The organism is Pseudomonas sp. B16(2017) (assembly GCF_002113205.1).
In the GTDB taxonomy this organism is placed as follows: Bacteria; Pseudomonadota; Gammaproteobacteria; order Pseudomonadales; family Pseudomonadaceae; genus Aquipseudomonas; species Aquipseudomonas pharyngis.
Window position 1 is genome coordinate 29115 of sequence record NZ_NEKA01000009.1, and the last position, 21154, is coordinate 50268.

The window sequence follows — 21154 nt, forward strand, 5'->3', positions numbered from 1 at the left end:
TCCCCGATGGGTTTCAATCTTTCCGCCTGGGCGCTGCGCAATCGCCAGATCGTACTGTTCCTGATGCTTTTGCTGGCGATTGTCGGTGCCTTGTCCTACACCAAGCTCGGCCAGAGCGAAGACCCGCCGTTCACCTTCAAGGCGATGGTCATCCAGACCCGCTGGCCCGGCGCAACGGCTCAGGAAGTCTCGCGCCAGGTTACCGAACGCATCGAAAAGAAACTGATGGAAACCGGCGAGTACGAGCGGATTGTTTCGTTCTCGCGCCCCGGTGAATCCCAGGTCACGTTCATTGCCCGCGACTCGATGCATTCGGTGGAGATTCCGGATCTCTGGTATCAGGTGCGCAAGAAAGTCAGCGACATTCGCCAGACCCTGCCGCCGGGCATTCAGGGGCCGTTTTTCAACGATGAGTTCGGCACCACCTTCGGCAATATCTATGCGCTGACCGGCGACGGTTTCGACTACGCGGTGCTCAAGGATTACGCCGACCGCATCCAGATCCAGCTGCAACGGGTCAAGGACGTGGGCAAGGTCGATCTGCTCGGTTTGCAGGACGAGAAGGTCTGGGTCGAATTGTCCAACGTCAAACTCGCCACCCTCGGTTTGCCGCTGGCAGCCGTGCAGCAGGCGCTGGAAGAACAGAATGCGGTGTCCACCGCAGGGTTTTTCGAAACCGGCAGCGAGCGTTTGCAGCTGCGGGTGTCGGGGAATTTTCAGACAGTCGACGAGATCAAGAACTTCCCGATCCGGGTCGGGGATCGTACGTTCCGCATCTCCGATGTCGCTGACGTGCGGCGCGGTTTCAACGATCCTCCGGCACCGCGCATGCGCTTCATGGGCGAAGACGCCATCGGTCTTGCGGTAGCGATGAAGGACGGCGGCGACATTCTGGTGCTGGGCAAGGCCTTGGAAATCGAATTCGCCCGCATCCAGAAAAACCTGCCGGCCGGCATGCAATTGCGCAAGGTCTCCGACCAGCCCGCAGCCGTGAAAACCGGCGTCGGCGAGTTCGTCCAGGTGCTGGTCGAAGCGCTGGCCATCGTGTTGCTGGTGAGCTTCTTCTCCCTCGGCGTGCGCACCGGCATGGTGGTGGCGCTGACCATTCCGCTGGTGCTGGCGATGACGTTCGCCTGCATGTATTACCTCGGCATCGGCCTGCACAAGATTTCCCTCGGTGCGCTGGTACTGGCGCTGGGTTTGCTGGTGGACGACGCGATCATCGCCGTGGAGATGATGGCGATCAAAATGGAGCAGGGCTTTGACCGGATCAAAGCCGCCAGTTACGCCTGGACCAGCACCGCGTTCCCGATGCTCACCGGTACGCTGATCACCGCCGCCGGTTTCCTGCCAATTGCCACGGCGCAATCCGGCACCGGCGAATACACCCGCTCGATCTTCCAGGTGGTGACCATCGCCTTGCTCGCATCCTGGGTAGCGGCGGTGGTGTTCGTGCCGTATCTGGGGGAAAAGCTCCTGCCGGATCTGGCGAAAATTCACGCGGCCAAACACGGCACGGCTGACGGCCACACTGATCCCTACGGCACGCCGTTCTACCAACGGGTACGGCGTCTGGTGGAGTGGTGCGTACGTCGGCGCAAAACCGTGATCGTGCTCACCGTGCTGCTATTTGTTGCGTCGCTGGCGTTGTTCCGGTTCGTGCCGCAGCAATTCTTTCCGGCTTCCGGGCGACTGGAGCTGATGGTCGATCTGAAGCTTGCCGAGGGCGCCTCGCTGGCCAATACCACGGCCGAAGTCAAACGGCTGGAAGCGATGCTCAAGGATCACACCGGCATCGACAACTATGTCGCTTACGTCGGCACCGGTTCGCCACGTTTCTATCTACCGCTGGATCAACAACTGCCGGCGGCGAGCTTCGCCCAGTTCGTCGTTCTGGCGAAAACCATCGAGGAGCGCGAAGCGCTGCGCACCTGGCTGATCGACACGTTGAACGAGCAGTTCCCGGCCTTGCGCTCGCGGGTCACGCGCCTGGAAAACGGCCCGCCGGTCGGTTATCCGGTGCAATTCCGTGTCACCGGCGAGCACATCGAGGAAGTCCGTGCTTTGGCGCGCAAGGTGGCGGCCAAAGTGCGCGAGAACCCGCATGTGGTGAATGTGCATCTGGACTGGGAAGAGCCGAGCAAGGTCGTGTACCTGAACATTGATCAGGATCGCGCCCGGGCACTGGGTGTGAGCACGGCGAATCTGGCGAAATTCCTCCAGAGTTCGCTGACCGGCTCCAGCGTCAGCCAGTACCGCGAGGACAACGAATTGATCGAAATCCTCCTGCGCGGCACCGTGCACGAGCGCACCGAACTGTCGTTGCTGCCGAGTCTGGCGGTGCCGACCGACAACGGTCGCAGCGTCGCGCTGTCGCAGATTGCCACGCTGGAATATGGCTTCGAGGAAGGCATCATCTGGCACCGCAATCGTCTGCCGAACGTGACCGTGCGGGCGGACATCTATGGCAAGGAACAACCGGCAACGCTGGTGAAGCAGATCATGCCGACGCTTGATCCGATCCGCGCCGAATTGCCGGACGGCTATCTGCTGGATGTCGGCGGTACGGTCGAGGATTCGGAGCGTGGGCAGAAGTCGGTGAACGCCGGGGTGCCGATGTTCATTGTCGTGGTGCTGACGTTGCTGATGGTGCAATTGCGTAGCTTCTCACGCACGGCGATGGTGTTTCTGACGGCGCCGCTGGGGTTGATCGGAGTGACGCTGTTTCTGCTGGTGTTCCGTCAGCCGTTCGGCTTTGTGGCGATGCTCGGGACGATCGCGCTGTCGGGGATGATCATGCGTAACTCGGTGATTCTGGTGGATCAGATCGAGCAGGACATCGCCGCCGGGCTCAAGCCGTGGCAGGCGATTATCGAGGCGACCGTGCGGCGGTTCCGGCCGATTGTGTTGACGGCTTTGGCGGCGGTGTTAGCGATGATTCCGCTTTCTCGCAGTGTGTTTTTTGGGCCGATGGCGGTGGCGATTATGGGGGGGTTGATTGTTGCTACTGCTTTGACGCTTTTGTTTTTGCCGGCGTTGTATGCGGCTTGGTTCCGGGTTCGCAAGGAGTCTTGATTTGGTTTGGTGAGCTTGGCGGCCTTTGGGCCGGCCATGCTCTGGGTGTTTTGGGTACATATCCGTTGCTGCGGTAACGGCTTCTTATGGTTTCGCCCTTACGGCGGGTCCCTTTGGCAAACGCCGGAGTGCCGGCCCAGCCCAAAGGAACCAAAGGTCTGGGCCCCGGCGTTCGGCCCCTCGCTGGGGCTCGGGGTTCCTTCGTTCCGATGGGGCCGGCACGTCAAGAGCTGTACTCGAGCTAACGCTCATCGTGTTGAGTGGGTTGGCTACGTCATATTTTTGAGGAAACCCGTTTCAACTGTGGGAGTGAGCCTGCTAGCGATGGCGGTCTGTGGGCCGACCTATTTCTTTTGAGAGCAAGCAGCTTTGTAGGACCTTGCGCCGTCTCCTACGTTTTTTTCAGACGCCTCCGATATTGAGTCGCTGTGTTGGCGGTGCTGTACTCGAGGCTGTTTTTCAGCTTGGTTGAGCAGCGTTGATGAAGAAACCGCCGGTATTGAAAGGTCGGGCCGATCCGGTCTTTGAGTTGTTGATGCGCGCGCCTCACAAGCAGCGTCTGGCGGACTATCTTGCGTTGCTCAAGCCGCTGGATGATCAGGGGCGGTATCTGCCTTTTGAGGATTTGCGGTATCGCTGGGCCAGCGGGCTGGATTCGCGTTTGTGTTGGGCGCTGGTCAAGAAGGCGCGTGTCGCTCAGTACATTCATCTTCTGCGTTTGGGGGAACCGGCGCAGTGGGGGAAGTTTGTGCCGACGCCAACCGCGCAGAAGGCCCTTTCAGTGGTTGATCGGCAAACCACGACGGCGTCGCTGGAATACATGACCAGCCAGATAGGCGAGCGGGCGTATTTCAGTTATCTGCTCAACGATCTGATCGAGGATGAGGCGATCAGCAGCAGTCAGCTGGAGGGCGCCGCGACCACCACTCGTGTTGCCAAGGACATGCTCAAGCAACGGCGCCAGCCGCGGACGCCGGATGAGCGGATGGTCATGGGTAATTACCGGATGATGAATTTCGCCTGGGAAAAACGTTACGAGCCTTTGAGCGTGAAGTTGATTGCGTCGATGCATCGGGTCGGTGTCGAAGGCATTGATGACGCGCAGTACGACCCCGGACTTTTCAGGACGAACGATGAAGTGGTGGTGCAGGACGGCGAAGGAAATACCGTGCACTCGCCACCGCCTGCGGTCGGATTGGTGAGGCGACTGGATTTGCTCTCGCAGTGGATCAATCAACCACAGGGTTCACCTCGGCAAAAAAACTACCTGCATCCGCTGATCAAGGCGATCACGCTTCACTTTGCCCTGGGCTATGAACATCCCTTTCGCGATGGCAACGGGCGGGTCGCCAGGGCGCTGTTTTACTGGTTCATGTTCAAGCATGAGTTTTCGGCATTCCGCTATATCGCGATCAGTCTTTTACTGCGCAACGCGCCGGTAAAGTACGGGCGGTCGTATTTGCACAGCGAGGCTGATGAGCTCGACCTGACGTACTTCATCGAGTTTCAGTGTTCGGTGATTTTGCGGGCGGTGGAGGGTTTTACCGATGTGTACCGCAAGAGTGTGGCGTACAGCGAAGGCTTCGAGCGCTGGTTGACCTGTTCGGGCTTTTTTGATCGGCTGACAGAGCGGCAGCGGGCCATTTATCAGGTGGCCAGGAGCGGGGTGGCGAGGGAGTTCACGGCGGGGAACGTCAAGGAGCATCTTGGTTGTGCCTACAACACAGCGGTGTCGGCGTTGAGCGGGTTGGTTGAGCTGCAGGTTTTCGAGAAGAAGAAAATGGGACGCGAGTGGGTGTACTTTTTACGTGTGTCTGCTGGCGACGGATTGAACAACGGGAGTGAGAAAACTCACTCCCGTGTGGTGCCGGTTTAGAGCGTACCGAACACTTTTTTCGCCAGACTCGTCGCCGCAGCGGCCGGGTTCTTGCGAATGGTTTCTTCCTGTTTGCCGATCATTTCGAACAGGCCATTCAGCGCTTGTTCGGTCACGTAGCTTTCGATGTTGGCGCTCTTCGCATCCACTACGCCGAAGGTTGCGGCCTGGCCGGCGAAGGCGTTGTATTTCTGGGCTACGCCGACCTTGTCGGTTGCCTGTTTGACGATCGGCAGGAACTTGGTGCGGATCTGTTCGCGGCTGGATTTGTCCAGGTATTGAGTAGCGGAGTCGTTGCCGCCGCTGAGGATGCCTTTGGCGTCTTCCACGCTCATTTTCTTCACGGCGTCGACGAGGATCGGCTGGGCCTGGGTGACGGCGGTTTCCGCGGCCTTGTTCATGGCGGTTTCCAGTTCTTCAACTTGAGCGCCCATGCCGAAGGCTTTCATCTTGCCGGCGACTTTCCCGAGTTTGCCCGGCAGTTCGATCTTCACGTCCGGGTTGTTGCTGAAACCGCCCGGGGTGCCGAGTTGTTTGACGGCCAGTTGCGCGCCCTGGGTCAGGGCATCCTTGAGGCCACCGGTGGCGTCGCCTTGCGACAGGTCGCTGAGGGACAGGGCCAGTGCGTTGGCGGAGATCATCAGGCCCGCGCACAGGCCGGCGAAGCGAAGGGTAGGACGGAGCATGAGAGCTTCCTTGTTTGAAAAGGGCGTTAACGGGCCGAGTCGACGCGGATCTTCAGTGGCTGTGGATCCTTGCCATCAAGCTGCACGGCATGGTTTTCGGTGGTGATGAACATCAGCTCGCCGTTGACTTCAATGCGCGCGCTGACCGAGTAGCGGTGGCCGGGTTTGACCTGGGCCGGATCGTAGCTCAAGTGGAACGGCAGCGGCACCTGGCTTTTGACCGGGCCTTTCTGTTCGTCGAGTACCACGGCCGGAGCGTCGGCCAGCGAAACGTCCTGCAGGCTCACACTCAAGGTCGCACTGGGCGGCAGGGCGATGCGTTGCAGGTAGAACACTTCGCCGTCGAGGCTCGTTTTACCGCCCGGTGTCGTAGACTGGCAGGCGCTCAACAACGTGGCGGCGGCGAGAAGAGAAATTTTTTTCATCAGGACCTCAAAAGACATGGGCACCGTAAGGGCGCCCAGGGAAATCTAGCGGATTTTGGATAATGAGTCAGTGAACAAACGTAATGGATCTTTCAGCCACCCTTGAAACGCTTGCACCAGACGGGAACTGATTGGGGTTGGCAACGGAACAAGTTCGACAGGCCCGGGAGAGACGGAAACTTGTTGGTGATACCGGTTTTCAATTCCGGTCAACGCGTAATGTTTACCCGGGACAGCCTGGTCCGGGTCATACCTCAGGTAAAACGAAGTTGCAGTTTGTTCGTCATGGGAAACTCGTGCCAGTTCCAACTCGGGATTCGATTTCTCGTGCAGGCTGATGGTAACGGCCTGTTCGCTAGCAATCGCCTGGGGCGACTGCACTTCAACATACAAATAACCGATTGGACTCAGGTGCAGCGTCTGATGATAGGGCGCCCGATGAACGATCACGAAATAGTCCTGTTTCAGTAACAACGGCCGCTCGTCATGAAACATCTGGATTCTGATGCGGTACTTTACGCTGACTCCGTCATAACGGTGCGGGAACGAAAAGTTCCATTGGCCATCGACGATGGCAGGCTGTTTCCAGTTCTTGACGTTGACGGGCTGTTGGGCGTTGACAACTTGAATGTCGATAACGGTTTCATTCTTGCCGTCGAGGGGAGCAATAAACTCAGGTGGCAGGCTGAATGTCACAGTGACATTTCGCGGTGAATCTTTTAAAAGGCTCATGTCGATTTCCTTATCGATTGAAAAGAGCCCATTAATTCATAGAACAACTAACCGGAAAACAATCCGGTCCATCGGTTAGTTGTCTTCAAGTTTCAGGAAGTCGGAGAGGTTGCAGTTTCAGCCGCATCTTCACTGCGGTGCAGTGCCACCTGACGGATCGACAAGCGAATCTCCGCCGGCAACACCCGTTTGGCCGCGCCTTCGGCCAGTTCGCCGAGCAGTTCGTGGTAGCTCAACTTGCCGGCTTCGTCGCGACGCAGTACGTCGAGGTCGAGCAGGGTCTGGATGAAGTGGCGGAACAGGCTCTTGTCGAAGAACTCCGGTGCGTTCAGGCCGTGCAGGATCGACAGGCGCTGGGCCATGACCGTGCACAGGTCTTCCAGCTCTTCGGCGCTGATGCTGTTCTGGCCGCTGTTGAGCAGCAGGGAAACGGTCATGTAGAAGCGTTGCAAGGTTTGGGCGATGCTCTTCGACAGCAGGGTCAGCAGCACGAAATGCCGCGAGCTCGGTGCCGGGCGCAGGTACACGTCTTTCTCGAAACGCAGCAGGCCTTGTTCGACGAACGCTTCCAGCCACTGATCGATCACCGCATCCAGTTCGTCCAGCGTCCAGCGAATGAACAGCTCTGATTGCAGGTACGGATACAGCGCGCGGGTGTAGCGCAGGATCTGTTCGCGGCTCATGCGCGAGGTGCTCTGGAAGAAGCTCGCCAGCAGCGCCGGCAGGGCGAAGATGTGCAGCACGTTGTTGCGGTAATAGGTCATCAGGACGGCGTTCTGCTCGTCCAGATAAAGAATCTTGCCCAGCGCATCGTTCTGCTCGGACAGCAGATCCATGTCCTTCACGTGCTCGATCAGCGCGCGGCCATCGCCTTCCGGCAACGTGGTGTGCGGCGAGTACGGGACCTTGCGCAGCAGCGCCAGATACAGATCCAGCACCCGCGCCATGGCCCGATCATCCAGCGCCAGGCGGGTGGTCGACAGCAGCGCCAGCGCCACCAGGTTGACCGGGTTGATCGCCGCCGCTTCGTTCAGGTGCTGCGCGACTTTTTCGCCGAGGCGATTGGTGGTTTCGTTGAGCCACGCCGGCTTGTACTGCGGGCCGAGTTCCTGCTGGCGCCAGTCGGGCTGTTCGCTGTCGAGGAACTCCGCGAGTTTGATCGGTTCGCCAAAGTTCACCGCCACCTGGCCGAAGCGCTGCTTTAGCGCGCCGATGACTTTGAAGATGTCGAAGATCGATTCTTTCTTCTTGCTCGCGCCACGCAGCTCGCCGAGGTAGGTGCGGCCTTCGAGCACGCGCTCATAACCGATGTACACCGGGACAAACACGATCGGCATCCGCGACGAGCGCAGGAAGCTGCGCATGGTGATTGCGAGCATCCCGGTTTTCGGTTGCAGCATGCGCCCGGTACGCGAGCGACCGCCCTCGACGAAGTACTCGACCGGGAAACCTTTGGTGAACAGGGTGTGCAGGTATTCGTTGAACACCGAGGTGTACAGTGGATTGCCCTTGAACGTGCGGCGCATGAAGAACGCGCCGCCACGGCGCAGCAGGCTGCCGATCACCGGCATGTTGAGGTTGATCCCGGCGGCGATGTGCGGCGGGGTCAGGCCATTGCGGAACAGCAAGTACGACAGCAGCAGATAGTCGATGTGGCTGCGGTGGCACGGCACGTAGATCACTTCGTGACCCTGGGCGACCTTCTGCACACCTTCGATGTGGTTGACCTTGATCCCGTCGTAGATCTTGTTCCAGAACCAGCTCAGCACCACTTCCAGAAAACGGATCGCGGTGTAGGTGTAGTCCGAGGCGATCTCGTTGCCGTAGCGCAGGGCCTGGGCCTTGGCTTTTTCCGGGGAGATGTTTTCGCGCTCGGCTTCGTCGAGGATCGCTTGCTTGACCAGCGGCTGGTTGAGCAGGCCTTTGACCAGGTTGCGGCGGTGGGAAATGTCCGGACCGATCACTGCAGCCTTGAGGTTGCGGAAGTGCACCCGCAGGATCCGCTGGGCCATGCGCACCGTGCGCTCGTGGCCCTTGTTGTGTTCGATCAGTTCGCGCAGGTGGATCGGTGCGGAGAATTGCACGCGGGTCTTGCGCCCCAGAATCATGATGCTCAGCAGGCGACGCAGACGCCCGGTGACGGCCCAGCTGTCGGCGAACAGCAGTTTCCACGGACTGTTTTCGCTGTCCGGCGACTGGCCCCAGAACACGCTGACCGGAATGATCTGCGCGTCTTCGGCAGCGTTCTGGCTGAGGGCGCTGACCAGTCGGGTCAGGGTCGGCGGTGCACCGCGCTTGTCCTGGCGACCGAGCCAGTCCGGGTCCGGCGTCAGGTAGAAAAACGCTGCCGGTTCGATCAGCGAACCCACGGACACCGGCAGCACCGGGCGCGGCAGGCCGGCCTTGGTGCACTCGGTGTCGACCACCGCCAGATCAGTCAGCGATGGATTTTGCAGGACGTAGAACACCGGACGACTGCGGTCGAGGTTGAGGGTGAACGACGACTGGTTGATCGTCTCGGAGCGAACCCAGAGATACAACAGTCGGCGCAAGGTGCCAAACACAAGACGGCGGAACGGGGAACGGGTCATACGGCTTCTGCGTGAGTGGATAAACCGAGCGTTTGCTCGGGCGGTCGACAGTTTGCCGTATTGGGCGAAAATCGGCAAAAAAGCGGCGAAGTAATCTCCTGTTGAGAGTTTTGCCGCCTGTCATATACTCGGCGATCTGTCGCCGGGGCCCTTTTATGGACGTCGGACGCAGGCTGACGTTCCTCAAAGGCTTTCCTGCGAAAAGCCTGTTCAATAATAAAAAAGGAGTATGAACAGATGGCAACACGTGAAACCGGCAACGTGAAGTGGTTCAACGACGCCAAGGGCTACGGCTTCATTCAGCGCGAAGACGGGGTGGACGTGTTCGTGCACTACCGCGCGATCCGTGGCGAAGGCCACCGTTCGCTGACCGAGGGTCAGCAGGTTGAATACGCGGTGGTGGAAGGGCAGAAGGGGTTGCAGGCTGAAGACGTTGTAGGCCTGTAACGCAAATCTTCAGAACACCGAAAATCATTGTGGGAGCGAGCCTGCTCCGGGCGGCGTTCCGACGATTGCGGTGTATCAGTCAGCCTTGATATCGACTGACACTACGCAATCGCGAGCAGGCTCGCTCCCACATTGTCATTGTGTTGCTGGTTTTTAAGCCGTTTTCCAGGTGATCTCTTCTTCACCATCGGCGCTGATCCGGATCCAGCGATCCGCCGTTTCTTCACCTTCTTCCTCGACCCACGTCCCCGGCGCGCAGCGCACTTCGACGTTCAGCGCGGCAAAGGCTGCCCGGGCGCAGGCGATGTCGTCGTCCCAAGGGGTCGCGTCGCTTTCCAGGTACAGGCTGTTCCACTTGCCCACGGCTTTCGGCAGCCAGGTCACCGGGATGTTGCCGGCCTTGCACTTGTACGTCTGACCTTTCTGTACCCAGTCGCTGCACGGGCCGAGGGCGGCGCCCAGCCAGGCGGATATGGCCTTGTGGTCGACGTCGGCGTCTTTCAGGTAAATCTCGATGTCCGGTTGGCGCATGGATATCCTCACTGCGGGTCTGAAAAATCCATTCGCGGATTTAGCCGGCCCCGGGTCGTTGCCCGGGACCAAAAGTTATTGAAGAACGAAATAATCGTAGCGCATCGAGACCGTGGTCACGAACGGCTCGGCCTGTTCGATCACCGCCGCGCGGCGCTCGGCACTGGCGCGCCAGCCGTGGGGCGTCATCGCCAGCAGGTTGGCGCGATCCTCGGGCTTGTCCAGCGTCAGTTTGAATTCCAGGGTTTCACTGTGCGCCAGCGCCATGCCTTCCGGCACCAGGGCCAGGTGCTTGTCGTCGGTGTATTCGCGCACTTCGTCGTACAGGCGTTCGCGCAGTTCCATCAGATGGCCGCTGGTCGGGCCGACTTTCATCAGGCCGCCGCCAACACTGAGCAGGCGTTTGGCCTCTTCCCAGTCCAGTGGGCTGAAGACGCTGGCCAGAAACTGGCAACTGCCGGAGGCCAGTGGCACCCGGGCCATGCTGGCGATCAACCAGGTCAGCGCCGGGTTGCGTTTGCAGGCGCGTTTGACCGCTTCCTTCGAGATGTCCAGCGCGTAACCGTCGGCGTCGGGCAAAGCCTCGGCGATCTGCGCGGTGTAGTAACCCTCGCCACAACCGATATCGACCCAGCGCGCCGGCGCATAACTCGCCGCCAGTTCCGCCAGGCGCTTGGCCACTGGCGCGTAATGCCCGGCGTTCAGAAAGTCGCGGCGGGCCTCGACCATCGCCTGATTGTCACCGGGATCGCGGCTGTTCTTGTGCTGCACCGGCAGCAGGTTGAGGTAACCCTGGCGCGCACGGTCAAAGCGGTGGCCGGCGGGGCAGACCACGCCGTTGTCCACCGCGTTTAGCGGTTCACTGCAGATCGGGCACGCGAGCATCAGACGAGCAACTTGATCAGGGTCTGGTAGTAGATCTCGGTCAGCACGTCGAGATCGGCCGCCAGCACGCGCTCGTTGACCTGGTGGATGGTTGCGTTGACCGGGCCCAGCTCAACAACCTGCGTACCCATGGTCGCGATGAAACGACCGTCGGAGGTGCCGCCGCTGGTGGACGCCTTGGTCTCGCGGCCAGTGATGTCCTTGATGCTCGACGACACCGCGTCGAGCAGCGCACCCGGCTCGGTGAGGAATGGCAGACCGGACAGCGCCCAGTCGATGTGCCAGTCCAGGCCGTGCTTGTCGAGGATGTCGGCGACGCGTTTCTGCAGCCCTTCAACGGTCGACTCGGTGGAGAAGCGGAAGTTGAACACCGCCACCAGATCGCCCGGAATCACGTTGGTCGCGCCGGTGCCGGAGTTGACGTTGGAAATCTGGAAACTGGTCGGCGGGAAGAAGTCGTTGCCGTGATCCCAATGCTCGGCTGCCAGCTCGGCCAGAGCCGGGGCAGCGAGGTGGATCGGGTTCTTCGCCAGATGCGGATAGGCGACGTGGCCCTGGACACCGCGCACGGTCAGTTTGGCGCCGAGGGAGCCGCGACGACCGTTCTTCACCACGTCGCCCACTAGCGTGGTGCTCGACGGTTCGCCGACGATGCACCAGTCCAGACGCTCGTTACGGGCTGCCAGGCGCTCGACCACAGCCTTGGTGCCGTGATGCGCCGGGCCTTCTTCGTCGCTGGTGATCAGGAATGCAACCTTGCCCTTGTGATCCGGGTAGTCGGCGACGAAACGCTCGGCCGCTACGGTCATCGAGGCCAGGCTGCCTTTCATGTCCGCCGCGCCACGGCCGCAGAGCATGCCGTGCTCGTCGATCACCGCGTTGAACGGGTCGATCTGCCAGGCCGTCACCGGGCCGGTTGGTACCACGTCGGTGTGGCCAGCGAAGCACAGCACCGGGCCGTCGCCTTTGCCGTGAGTCGCCCAGAAGTTATCCACATCTTCGATGCGCATCGGTTCCAGCTGGAAACCGGCATCGCCCAGGCGCTGCATCATCTGCTTCTGGCAATCGGCGTCGACCGGCGTCACGGACGGACGGCGGATCAGGTCGATGGCGAGTTGGAGGGTCGGCGAAAGGTCGGCGTGGGCCGTCATGGAAAACTCCGAAAGCTGGGGGGCAAGGCGCGCAAAATGGCGGTTATCTTAAAGCAAAACGGCGACCATTGGCCGCCGTTTAGTGCATCGGTGAGGATTTAGACCACCGGTGCCGGTTCAGGCGCCGCCGCAGGTTTTGGCAGCGACGACAGGAACGCCATGATCAGCGCCGCCACGTACGGCAGCGACTGCACCAGCAACATGGCCACCCAGAAGCGCATGTCGTTGCTCGGAATGCCCTGCACCAGGAAGATCCCCAGTGCCGCGCCCCACAACAGCAGCATGATGAACAGCTCTTCCCGGGCTTCGGAAATCGCCACCCAGAAGCCATGGTTGTCGGCGTTTTTCGGGGTGCGGAAGAACGGAATGCTGCTGGTGAAGAAGCCGTACAGCACCGCTTTGGCGATGGTGTGCGACAACGCCAGACCGGCCAGTGCCGCGCAGAATGCATCCTTGAGGTTCACGCCCACGGCGCGACGGTAGAGGAAGATGATCTTGCCGACCTTGAACACGAACAGCGCCAGCGGCGGGATCGCGAAGATCAGCAGCGGTGGGTCGACCCGTTGCGGCACGATGATCATCGCCGCCGACCACAACAGCGCGCCGACGGTGAAGAAGATGTTCATGCCGTCCGCCACCCAAGGCAGCCAGCCTGCGAGGAAGTGGTAACGCTGGCCGCGAGTCAGCTCGGTGTCCTTGCCGCGCAGCAGGCTGCGGGTGTGGCGCTTGATGATCTGGATTGCACCGTAGGCCCAGCGGAACCGCTGCTTCTTGAAGTCGATGAAGGTGTCCGGCATCAGACCCTTGCCGTAACTGTCGTGGTAATACGCCGCCGACAGGCCTTTCTCGAATACCCGCAGACCGAGTTCGGCGTCTTCACAGATGCACCAGTCGGCCCAGCCCAGTTCTTCCAGAACCGAACGACGGGTCATGGTCATGGTGCCGTGCTGGATGATCGCGTCGCGGTCGTTGCGGGTGACCATGCCGATGTGGAAGAAGCCTTTGTATTCGGCGTAGCAGAGCTTTTTGAAGGTGCTTTCGTTCTGGTCGCGATAATCCTGCGGCGACTGCACCACGGCGATTTTCGGGTCGGCGAAGTGCGGCACCATGTGCTTGAGCCAGTTCGGGTGCACGCAGTAGTCGGAGTCGATCACCGCGATCACTTCGGCGTCCTTGGCGGTGTGCGGGATCAGGTAGTTCAGCGCGCCGCCCTTGAAACCGGCCAGAGGCGAGACGTGGAAGAACTTGAAGCGCGGGCCGAGCGTTTCGCAGTAGTCGCGCACCGGTTCCCAGACCGCCGGGTCCTTGGTGTTGTTGTCGATGATCAGGACTTCGAAGTCCGGATAGTCGAGGTTGGCCAGGGCGTTGAGGGTCTGTTTGACCATCTCCGGCGGCTCGTTGTAGCAGGGCACGTGGATCGAAACTTTCGGGCGGTAATCAGAATCGCCGACCACCGGCAGGAATTCACGCCGGCGTTTGTGAATCCACACCGCTTCGGCCAGTTCGTGGGCCTCGGTCAGCAACACGATGAACACCCCGAGCGCACCGAGCGCCAGCAGGAAGCCCACCGTCAGGCTGAACCACGTGCTGTATTGCTGGCTGTAGTCGTAACCGATCCACACCAGCACCGAACCGCAGAGGAACGCGATAAAGGTCAGGAAGGTACGGCCGCGCTGACGCAGGGCCGAGCCGTCGATCATCAGCAGCGTCAGCGACAACAGCGCCAGCACCACCGAACCGATGGCCAGCACGCGCCATTGCGGGATCGCCACCACCGGACCTTCGAAGTTGAATTTCTGCTGGCGTGCGGCGTTGAACACGCCCCAGTAAGCGCCGACCGAACCTTCGTCGCTGGCCTTCCACGGCTGGTCAAACGCTTCGATCACGAAGTAGTTGAAGCCCTGGCGGTTGAGTTTGTTGACCAGCGTGCGCAGGTAGATCGCCTGATCCGCCGGCGACGCATCGGCGCCACCGCGCATGCGGCCGTTGCTCGGCCAGCCCACTTCGGACAGCAGCAACGGCTTTTTCGGGAACATCTTTTTCAGGTCGCGGGCGCGGTCGAAAACGAACTGCCCGGCCTTGTCCACCGGAATGAATTCCCAGTAGGGCAGAACGTGGGCGGCAATCAGGTCGACGTGTTTGGCCAGTTGCGGGTATTTCTCCCAGATATGCCATTGTTCGGAGGTGGTGACCGGTACCTTCACCGCTGCACGGACACGATCCAGCAGGACGATCAGGGCCTCAGGCGTGATTTCCTCCCGGAATAATGCTTCGTTGCCGACCACCACGCGAACCACACTGCGCGAAGAGTTGGCCAACTCGATAGCTTTAGCGATCTCCCGCTCGTTGCGCTCCTGGTCGGGGCTGATCCAGATCCCCAGGGTCACGCGCAGGCCGAATTCTTCTGCCAGTTTCGGGATGTCCTGCAGGGAGCCGTCGACCGAGTAGATGCGGATGTTGTCCGTCAGCTTGCTCATGATCTCCAGGTCGCGGCGCATTTCATCGTCGGACGGATACTGATCCTTCTGTGGGAACTGTCCCTGCTGGAACGGTGAATAGGAGAAACCGGAGATCTGCTCCGGCCAGTTCGGCGCGGAAACGGGGCGGTTGATCAGCGCCCAGAAACCGGTGAACAGGGCGGCGATTGCCAGAACCACCACCAGGTTGAGTCCAAATTTACGCGATGACATAGCTGTGTCGGGTTCCAAAGGCTGTGGAACGAAGGGTCGGCTGGTTGACGCCAGGAGGGCGCGCATCCTACACCGGCAGTTCGCTGAGTCCTACAAGAGACAGGGAAATGCCGGATGTTGGGCAATCCAACCTGACTTAAGTTCTTACACTTGTAGCTTGAAGCTTAAAACTTGTCGCTGCGTAGTCCTATAATGCGCGCCGGTTTTCAGGGTAATGGTCATGAGTACAGAAGATCCGCGGTTTGCAGGCATCGCCCGTTTGTATGGCATCGAGGGCCTTGAGCGCCTGCGTGCAGCCCATGTGGCGATTGTCGGCGTTGGCGGCGTCGGTTCCTGGGCGGCGGAAGCCATGGCCCGTTGCGGGGTGGGCGAGATTTCGCTGTTCGACCTCGACGACGTCTGCGTCAGCAACGCCAACCGCCAGTTGCACGCGCTCGACAGCACCGTCGGCAAACCCAAGGTCGAGGTGATGGCCGAGCGTCTGCGCGGGATCAACCCGGACTGCAAGGTGCACGCCGTGGCGGACTTCGTCACCCGCGACACCATGGCCGAATACATCACGCCGAACATCGACTGCGTGATCGACTGCATTGATGCGGTCAACGCCAAGGCTGCGCTGATCGCCTGGTGCAAGCGCCGCAAGATTCAGATCATCACCACCGGTGGAGCTGGCGGACAGATCGATCCAACGTTGATTCAGGTCTGCGACCTCAACCGCACCTTCAACGATCCGCTGGCTTCGAAAGTGCGTTCAACGTTGCGCCGTGACTACGGTTTCTCGCGAACCGTGACCCGCCATTACAGCGTGCCGTGCGTGTTCTCCACCGAACAGCTGCGCTATCCGAAGCCGGACGGCAGCATTTGCCTGCAGAAGAGTTTTGTCGGTGACGGCGTGAAACTGGACTGCGCCGGCGGGTTTGGCGCGGTGATGATGGTGACGGCGACGTTCGGCATGGTCGCGGCGACCAAGGCCGTAGACAAGATTGTGGCGGGCGTGCGGCGACCGGCGGATCGGGTCAAGCCTCAGGCCTGAAGCATAGGGCTGCCCAGCAGCCCTTTTACTGCGCCAGCTCGTTCATCCGCTGCAGCACGGCATTCAAGCCATTGCTGCGCGACGGCGACAACTGCCGCGACAGTCCCAATTGATTGAACCACTCCGGCAGATCGATTTGCTGCAACTCGGCGGCCGACAAGCCGTTGACCCGCAACAGCAACAACGCCACCAATCCGCGAATCATCCGCGCATCGCTGCCTGCTGCGAATTGCCAGTGACCGTCGCGCAACTCTCCAACCAGCCACACCTGGCTTTCACAGCCGTGCACCCGATTGGCCTCGCACTTGTCCGCATCGCTCAACGGCGGCAGGCGGTCACCAAATTGCATTAACAGCCGCGCCCGCTGTTCCCAGCCGGCGGCGTTCTGAAACGTTTGCAGCGCGTCGGCGGCCTCGACCGGCAGGCTCATCGCAACAGCTCCAGCGCCTGATCCAGCGCTTCAAAGAACCGCTCCAGATCTTCGGAATCGTTGTACAGCGCCAGCGACACACGAATCGCCCCGGCCAGTTCGAAACGCTTGAGCAGTGGCATCGCGCAGTGGTGTCCGGCACGCACGGCGATGCCCTGTTCGGTCAGCAAGTGCGCAAGATCGGCGTTGTGCACACCTTCCACGACAAAACTGGCCAGCGCCAGTTGCGGCTTGCCCAGCAGACGGATGCCATTGCGGGCAGCAAGGCCGCGCAACAGATAGTCGTGCAGCGCCGCTTCGTGGGTGGACACGGCGTCCTGATCCAGACCGGCCAGATAATCGAGGGTCGCGCCGAGGCCGATCACGTTGGCAATCGGCGGCGTTCCCGCTTCGAAACCCAGTGGCGCCGGGCGGAAACGCGCGTCGTGATAATTGGCTTCCAGCACCATTTCGCCACCGAACTGCCACGGGCGCAGTTGTTCGAGCGCGGCGTTGCGCCCGAACAGCACGCCAAGGCCATCGGGCCCGTACAACTTGTGGCTGGAAAACACATAAAAGTCGCAACCCAGCGCCTGCGCGTCATGCCGGCCGTGAACCACGCCTTGAGCGCCATCGACCACGGTCAACGCGTTGTGCGCCTTGGCCATTGCCAGCAGTGCCGGCAACGGTTGCCAGGCGCCCAGTACGTTGGACAACTGGCTGACCGCCAGCAAGCGAGTGCGCGGACCGATCAGGTGAACGGCAGCAGCGAGGTCGATCACGCCGTCATCGTCCAGCGGCAGGATCACCAGTTTGAGGTCGCGACGTTGTGCCAGTTGCTGCCACGGCAGCAGATTGGCGTGATGCTCCAGGGCGCTGATGACAATTTCATCGCCTGGAAGGAAAAGATGTTCCAGGCCGTAAGCCAGGAGATTCAGCGCACTGGTGGCGCCGTGGGTGAAGATGATCTGCCCGCTGTCACCGGCATTCAGCCACTGGGCAACCTTCAGGCGGCTGTCCTCGAACGCCTGCGTGGCGTGGGCGCCGGGCAGATGCTGAGCACGATGCACGTTGGCCGCGCCATTGGCGTAGTAATGCGCCAGCGCGTCGAGCAGGGCCTGGGGTTTTTGCGTGGTGGCGGCGTTGTCCAGATAGGTCTGGTCTTGCCGTTGCAGGGCGGCGATGGCCGGGAAATCGGCGCGCCAGGGGGAGGGAATCATCACGGTTTCAAGCCCTGGTGAAGATGGGCGGGTTAACGCCGAACCCTGTGGGAGCGGGCTTGCCCGCGAATGCGTCGTGTCAGTCAAAATGAAGGGTGACTGACACACCGTCTTCGCGAGCAAGCCCGCTCCCACAGGAGGTCACAGCGGCGCTTAGTTGTGAGCGTGCAGCGCTTCGTTCAGTTCGATCGCCGATTTGTGGGTTTTGCATTCCACAGCGCCGGTTTCCGAATTGCGACGGAACAGCAGGTCGGTCTGACCGGCCAGTTCACGAGCCTTGACCACTTTGACCAGGTTGTTGTGCTCGTCCAGCAGCGCCACCTTGGTGCCAGCGGTCACGTACAGGCCCGACTCGACGGTGTTGCGGTCGCCCAGCGGGATACCGATACCGGCGTTGGCGCCGATCAGGCAGCCTTCGCCGACCTTGATCACGATGTTGCCGCCGCCCGACAGGGTGCCCATGGTCGAGCAGCCGCCGCCCAGGTCCGAACCCTTGCCAACGAAGACGCCAGCGGAAACGCGGCCTTCGATCATGCCCGGGCCTTCGGTGCCGGCGTTGAAGTTGATGAAACCTTCGTGCATCACGGTGGTGCCTTCGCCCACGTAGGCGCCCAGACGCAGGCGTGCGGCGTCAGCGATACGCACGCCGGCCGGTACCACGTAGTCGGTCATTTTCGGGAACTTGTCCACCGAGAACACTTCCAGCAGCTCGCCGCGCAGACGGGCTTCGAGTTGCAGCTCGGCCAGTTCGCTCAGGTCGATCGCGCCCTGGCTGGTCCAGGCCACGTTCGGCAGCAGCGGGAAGATCCCGGCCAGGCTCACGCCGTGCGGCTTGACCAGGCGATGGGACAGCAGGTGCAGCTTGAGGTAAGCCTCAGGAGTCGAAGTCAGTTGCGCGTCTTCGGCCAGCAGGGTCGCGACCAGCGGCTTGTGGCTTTCGGCCAGGCGGGTCAGCAGCTTGCCTTGTACCGCGTCGATGCCTTTCACGGCTTCAGCCAGTTGCGCAGCCTGTGCGGTGGTGAAGGTGATGGCCTGGTTGCCTCCGGTGTAGCCGAGGATCGGTGCAACTGCGGCAACCAGTTCGGCCGAAGGGTTCAACAGCGGCTGGGCGTAGAACACTTCCAGCCACGCGCCTTGACGGTTTTGGGTGCCGACGCCGAAGGCAATACTGAACAGGGAGTTGGACATGTGAATACCTCTACAAAAAGTGACGGGCTGCTTACTTGAGCGCGGCCGCGTAGATGTCTGGCTTGAAGCCAATCAGGGTTCGGTCACCGAGATCGAGCACCGGGCGCTTGATCATCGAGGGTTGAGCGAGCATCAGTTCGATGGCTTTCGACTGGTCGAGATCGGCTTTGCGTTCGTCGTCGAGTTTGCGAAAGGTCGTGCCTGCGCGGTTCAACACCGTTTGCCAGCCATGCTCGTCGCACCATTGGGTCAGGTGCTCGCGGTCAATGCCGGCGGTCTTGTAATCGTGGAAGTCATAGCTGACAGCGTGTTCATCGAGCCAGGTGCGCGCCTTTTTCATGGTGTCGCAGGCTTTGATGCCGAAAAGGTGCAACGTTTTGCTTGAAACGGTCAAGGAATTGCCCCCTTTACAGGTGCTGGAAAAAAATGGTGTCGGATTATGCCATGACCAGACGGTTTCGCGGCGCCGAGGTTGCTTTTGCTGAGGGGGCTGCGACATAGGTGCAACGGCCACGCACAGCCTAAGCGGCTAATATGGCAGTTCAACGCTGTCGATTGTCCGGGATTTCCGCTCTATGCAAACCGCTTATACCGTCCTGATCCTGCTGATGCTGGTCAGTGTCTCGCGCCTGGTGGGACGGGTGATTCCGCTGCCGCTGCCACTGGTGCAGATCGCCGCCGGTGCCTTGCTGGCCTGGCCGACCCTCGGCCTGCACGTGGCTCTTGATCCGGAGCTGTTCCTGTTTCTGTTCCTGCCACCGCTGCTGTTTTCCGATGGCTGGCGCATGCCCAAGCGGGAATTGTGGCGCCTGCGCGGGCCGGTGCTGACGCTGGCGGTCGGGTTGGTGCTGTTTACCGTGGTCGGGGCGGGCTACTTCATTCATTGGCTGCTGCCGACGATTCCCTTGCCGGTGGCCTTCGCGCTGGCGGCGGTACTGTCGCCAACGGATGCCGTGGCCGTCTCGGCCATTTCGCAGAACCGCTTGCCCACACCATTGATGCACATGTTGCAGGGCGAGGCGCTGATGAATGACGCTTCGGGCCTGGTGACGTTCAAGTTCGCCCTGGTCGCGGCGGTTACCGGTGCGTTTTCCCTGGCCAACGCCAGCCTGACCTTCGTACTGGTCGCGGTCGGCGGGCTGGCAGTGGGTGTGGCGCTGAGCTGGCTGGTCGGCCGGTTGCGCGCCTGGATGATCGCCCGGGGCTGGGACGATCCGGCGACCCACGTGGTGTTCATGTTGCTGCTGCCATTCGCCGCTTACGTGCTGGCCGAACGGCTCGGCGCGTCGGGCATTCTTTCGGCAGTGGCGGCGGGGATGATGCAGAGCTGGCTCGATCTGCTGCCGCGCCAGACCAGCACCCGGTTGCTCAATCGCAGCGTGTGGTCGTTGCTGGAGTTTGCCTTCAACGGTTTGATTTTTCTGCTGCTCGGCCTGCAGCTACCGGACATCATTAAAGCGGTGGTCAGCCACGAGACGTCGTTGTGGCCGACCCTGTTCTATCGCTGTCTCGATGTGGTGGCGATCTTCCTGGCGCTGGTCCTGTTGCGTTTTATCTGGGTGCAGAGCATCTGGCGTCTTTCGGTGCTGTTGCGTCGCCTGCGTGGGAAGGGGGATCTGACGCAAGTGCCGACCGCCCGTTCCTGCTGGTTGCTGACCGTTGGCGGTGTGCGCGGTGCGGTGACCCTGGCGGGTGTGATGTCGGTGCCGATGCTGATGGGCAGCGAGGTGTTTCCCGAGCGCGACCTGCTGATCTTCATCGCCGCCGGGGTGATTCTGTTGTCGCTGGTGACGGCGTGTATTGCGCTGCCATTGCTGTTGCGTGGTATCGAAAAAAGCCCGGACGACAAGCGTCGTCAGGAAGTCCGTGACGCCTGGCGCAAGACCGCGGAAGCAGCGATTCATGCGCTGGAGACCGAAGAGGTCAACCCGCAGGATGCCGCGCAAGCCGCGCTGGCAGCGGAGCTCAAGGCGCGGATCATGTCCGAGTACCGCCATCAGCTGGAGGTGTTCAACGATTCGGCCGAAGCCCAGGCGCTGGCGTTCCAGATGGATCTGCTGGAACGCCGCTTGCGCCTCAAGGCATTGCGGGCGCAGCGCCTTGAGTTGTACAGCCTCAGTCGTCAGCATCAGATTGGTGATGACGTTTTACGTGAAGTGCTGGGCGAACTGGATTTGAGTGAGGCCAATCTGGGGCAGGTCAAATGATCCAGATT

At 60.9% G+C, this 21154-nt stretch carries 17 protein-coding genes; 5 read left to right on the top strand and 12 right to left on the bottom strand.

Annotation, left to right across the window (positions count from 1 at the left end; all coding sequences use genetic code 11):
* Positions 1-6 precede the first annotated feature (6 nt).
* Together CAG25_RS16845 and CAG25_RS16850 are read left to right on the top strand one after the other, a co-directional pair.
* Complete coding sequence (locus CAG25_RS16845; RefSeq protein WP_085612277.1) at positions 7-3075, top strand: efflux RND transporter permease subunit; 3069 nt, start codon at positions 7-9, stop codon at positions 3073-3075.
* Positions 3076-3556: 481 nt separating this feature from the next.
* On the top strand, positions 3557-4951 hold the full coding sequence (locus CAG25_RS16850) for a Fic family protein (protein ID WP_085612278.1): 1395 nt from the start codon (positions 3557-3559) through the stop codon (positions 4949-4951).
* On the opposite strand, the gene CAG25_RS16855 is transcribed toward CAG25_RS16850, so the two are convergent.
* The 4 genes from CAG25_RS16855 to plsB all read right to left on the bottom strand — a co-directional run bounded on the left by CAG25_RS16855 (position 4948) and on the right by plsB (position 9385).
* Positions 4948-5637: a DUF4197 domain-containing protein gene (locus CAG25_RS16855; RefSeq protein WP_011332665.1), complete on the bottom strand. Its 690-nt coding sequence runs from the start codon at positions 5635-5637 to the stop codon at positions 4948-4950. The two genes, CAG25_RS16850 and CAG25_RS16855, sit on opposite strands and share 4 nt — an antisense overlap.
* Positions 5638-5663: 26 nt before the next feature.
* Positions 5664-6062 carry a YbaY family lipoprotein gene (locus CAG25_RS16860; RefSeq protein ID WP_085612279.1) on the bottom strand — a complete coding sequence of 133 codons (399 nt, stop codon included), beginning with the start codon at positions 6060-6062 and terminating at the stop codon, positions 5664-5666.
* A 45-nt stretch (positions 6063-6107) separates the two neighbouring features.
* Positions 6108-6794: a hypothetical protein gene (locus tag CAG25_RS16865; protein ID WP_085612280.1), complete on the bottom strand. Its 687-nt coding sequence runs from the start codon at positions 6792-6794 to the stop codon at positions 6108-6110.
* A gap of 92 nt (positions 6795-6886) precedes the next feature.
* Positions 6887-9385: a glycerol-3-phosphate 1-O-acyltransferase PlsB gene (plsB, locus tag CAG25_RS16870; protein ID WP_085612281.1), complete on the bottom strand. Its 2499-nt coding sequence runs from the start codon at positions 9383-9385 to the stop codon at positions 6887-6889.
* Positions 9386-9622: 237 nt separating this feature from the next.
* Here plsB and CAG25_RS16875 point away from each other — a divergent pair, with 237 nt between their 5' ends.
* Positions 9623-9832 (top strand): cold shock domain-containing protein, encoded by a 210-nt coding sequence (locus tag CAG25_RS16875; RefSeq protein WP_007954750.1) that lies wholly within the window; start codon positions 9623-9625, stop codon positions 9830-9832.
* A gap of 153 nt (positions 9833-9985) precedes the next feature.
* On the opposite strand, the gene CAG25_RS16880 is transcribed toward CAG25_RS16875, so the two are convergent.
* The 4 genes from CAG25_RS16880 to CAG25_RS16895 form a co-directional block, all read right to left on the bottom strand.
* Complete coding sequence (locus CAG25_RS16880) at positions 9986-10363, bottom strand: hypothetical protein (protein WP_039769649.1); 378 nt, start codon at positions 10361-10363, stop codon at positions 9986-9988.
* A 75-nt stretch (positions 10364-10438) separates the two neighbouring features.
* Entirely contained in the window at positions 10439-11248 is an 810-nt protein-coding gene (locus CAG25_RS16885) for a putative RNA methyltransferase (RefSeq protein ID WP_064593749.1), read from the bottom strand.
* The gene (gene dapE / locus CAG25_RS16890) at positions 11248-12399 is read right to left on the bottom strand and encodes a succinyl-diaminopimelate desuccinylase (RefSeq protein WP_064593754.1); all 1152 of its coding nucleotides are present in this window, start codon (positions 12397-12399) and stop codon (positions 11248-11250) included. Before dapE ends, CAG25_RS16885 begins: the two co-directional genes overlap by 1 nt.
* A 98-nt stretch (positions 12400-12497) precedes the next feature.
* Complete coding sequence (locus CAG25_RS16895) at positions 12498-15089, bottom strand: glycosyltransferase (RefSeq protein ID WP_085612282.1); 2592 nt, start codon at positions 15087-15089, stop codon at positions 12498-12500.
* A gap of 214 nt (positions 15090-15303) precedes the next feature.
* Here CAG25_RS16895 and tcdA point away from each other — a divergent pair, with 214 nt between their 5' ends.
* On the top strand, positions 15304-16122 hold the full coding sequence (gene tcdA / locus CAG25_RS16900; protein ID WP_039769652.1) for a tRNA cyclic N6-threonylcarbamoyladenosine(37) synthase TcdA: 819 nt from the start codon (positions 15304-15306) through the stop codon (positions 16120-16122).
* A gap of 25 nt (positions 16123-16147) precedes the next feature.
* Here the strand turns inward: tcdA and CAG25_RS16905 are convergent, their stop codons facing one another.
* The 4 genes from CAG25_RS16905 to CAG25_RS16920 form a co-directional block, all read right to left on the bottom strand.
* Positions 16148-16552, bottom strand: coding sequence for a SufE family protein (locus tag CAG25_RS16905; RefSeq protein WP_085612283.1), 405 nt, complete (start codon positions 16550-16552; stop codon positions 16148-16150).
* Entirely contained in the window at positions 16549-17754 is a 1206-nt protein-coding gene (locus tag CAG25_RS16910) for an aminotransferase class V-fold PLP-dependent enzyme (protein WP_085612284.1), read from the bottom strand. Before CAG25_RS16910 ends, CAG25_RS16905 begins: the two co-directional genes overlap by 4 nt.
* Positions 17755-17904: 150 nt before the next feature.
* A complete protein-coding gene (dapD, locus tag CAG25_RS16915) occupies positions 17905-18939 on the bottom strand; it encodes a 2,3,4,5-tetrahydropyridine-2,6-dicarboxylate N-succinyltransferase (protein ID WP_085612285.1) in 1035 nt (344 codons plus the stop codon).
* Positions 18940-18970: 31 nt separating this feature from the next.
* Positions 18971-19333: an ArsC family reductase gene (locus CAG25_RS16920; RefSeq protein ID WP_003222107.1), complete on the bottom strand. Its 363-nt coding sequence runs from the start codon at positions 19331-19333 to the stop codon at positions 18971-18973.
* Between the two features lie 181 nt (positions 19334-19514).
* Here CAG25_RS16920 and CAG25_RS16925 point away from each other — a divergent pair, with 181 nt between their 5' ends.
* Positions 19515-21146: a Na+/H+ antiporter gene (locus CAG25_RS16925; protein ID WP_085612286.1), complete on the top strand. Its 1632-nt coding sequence runs from the start codon at positions 19515-19517 to the stop codon at positions 21144-21146.
* Positions 21147-21154 lie beyond the last annotated feature (8 nt).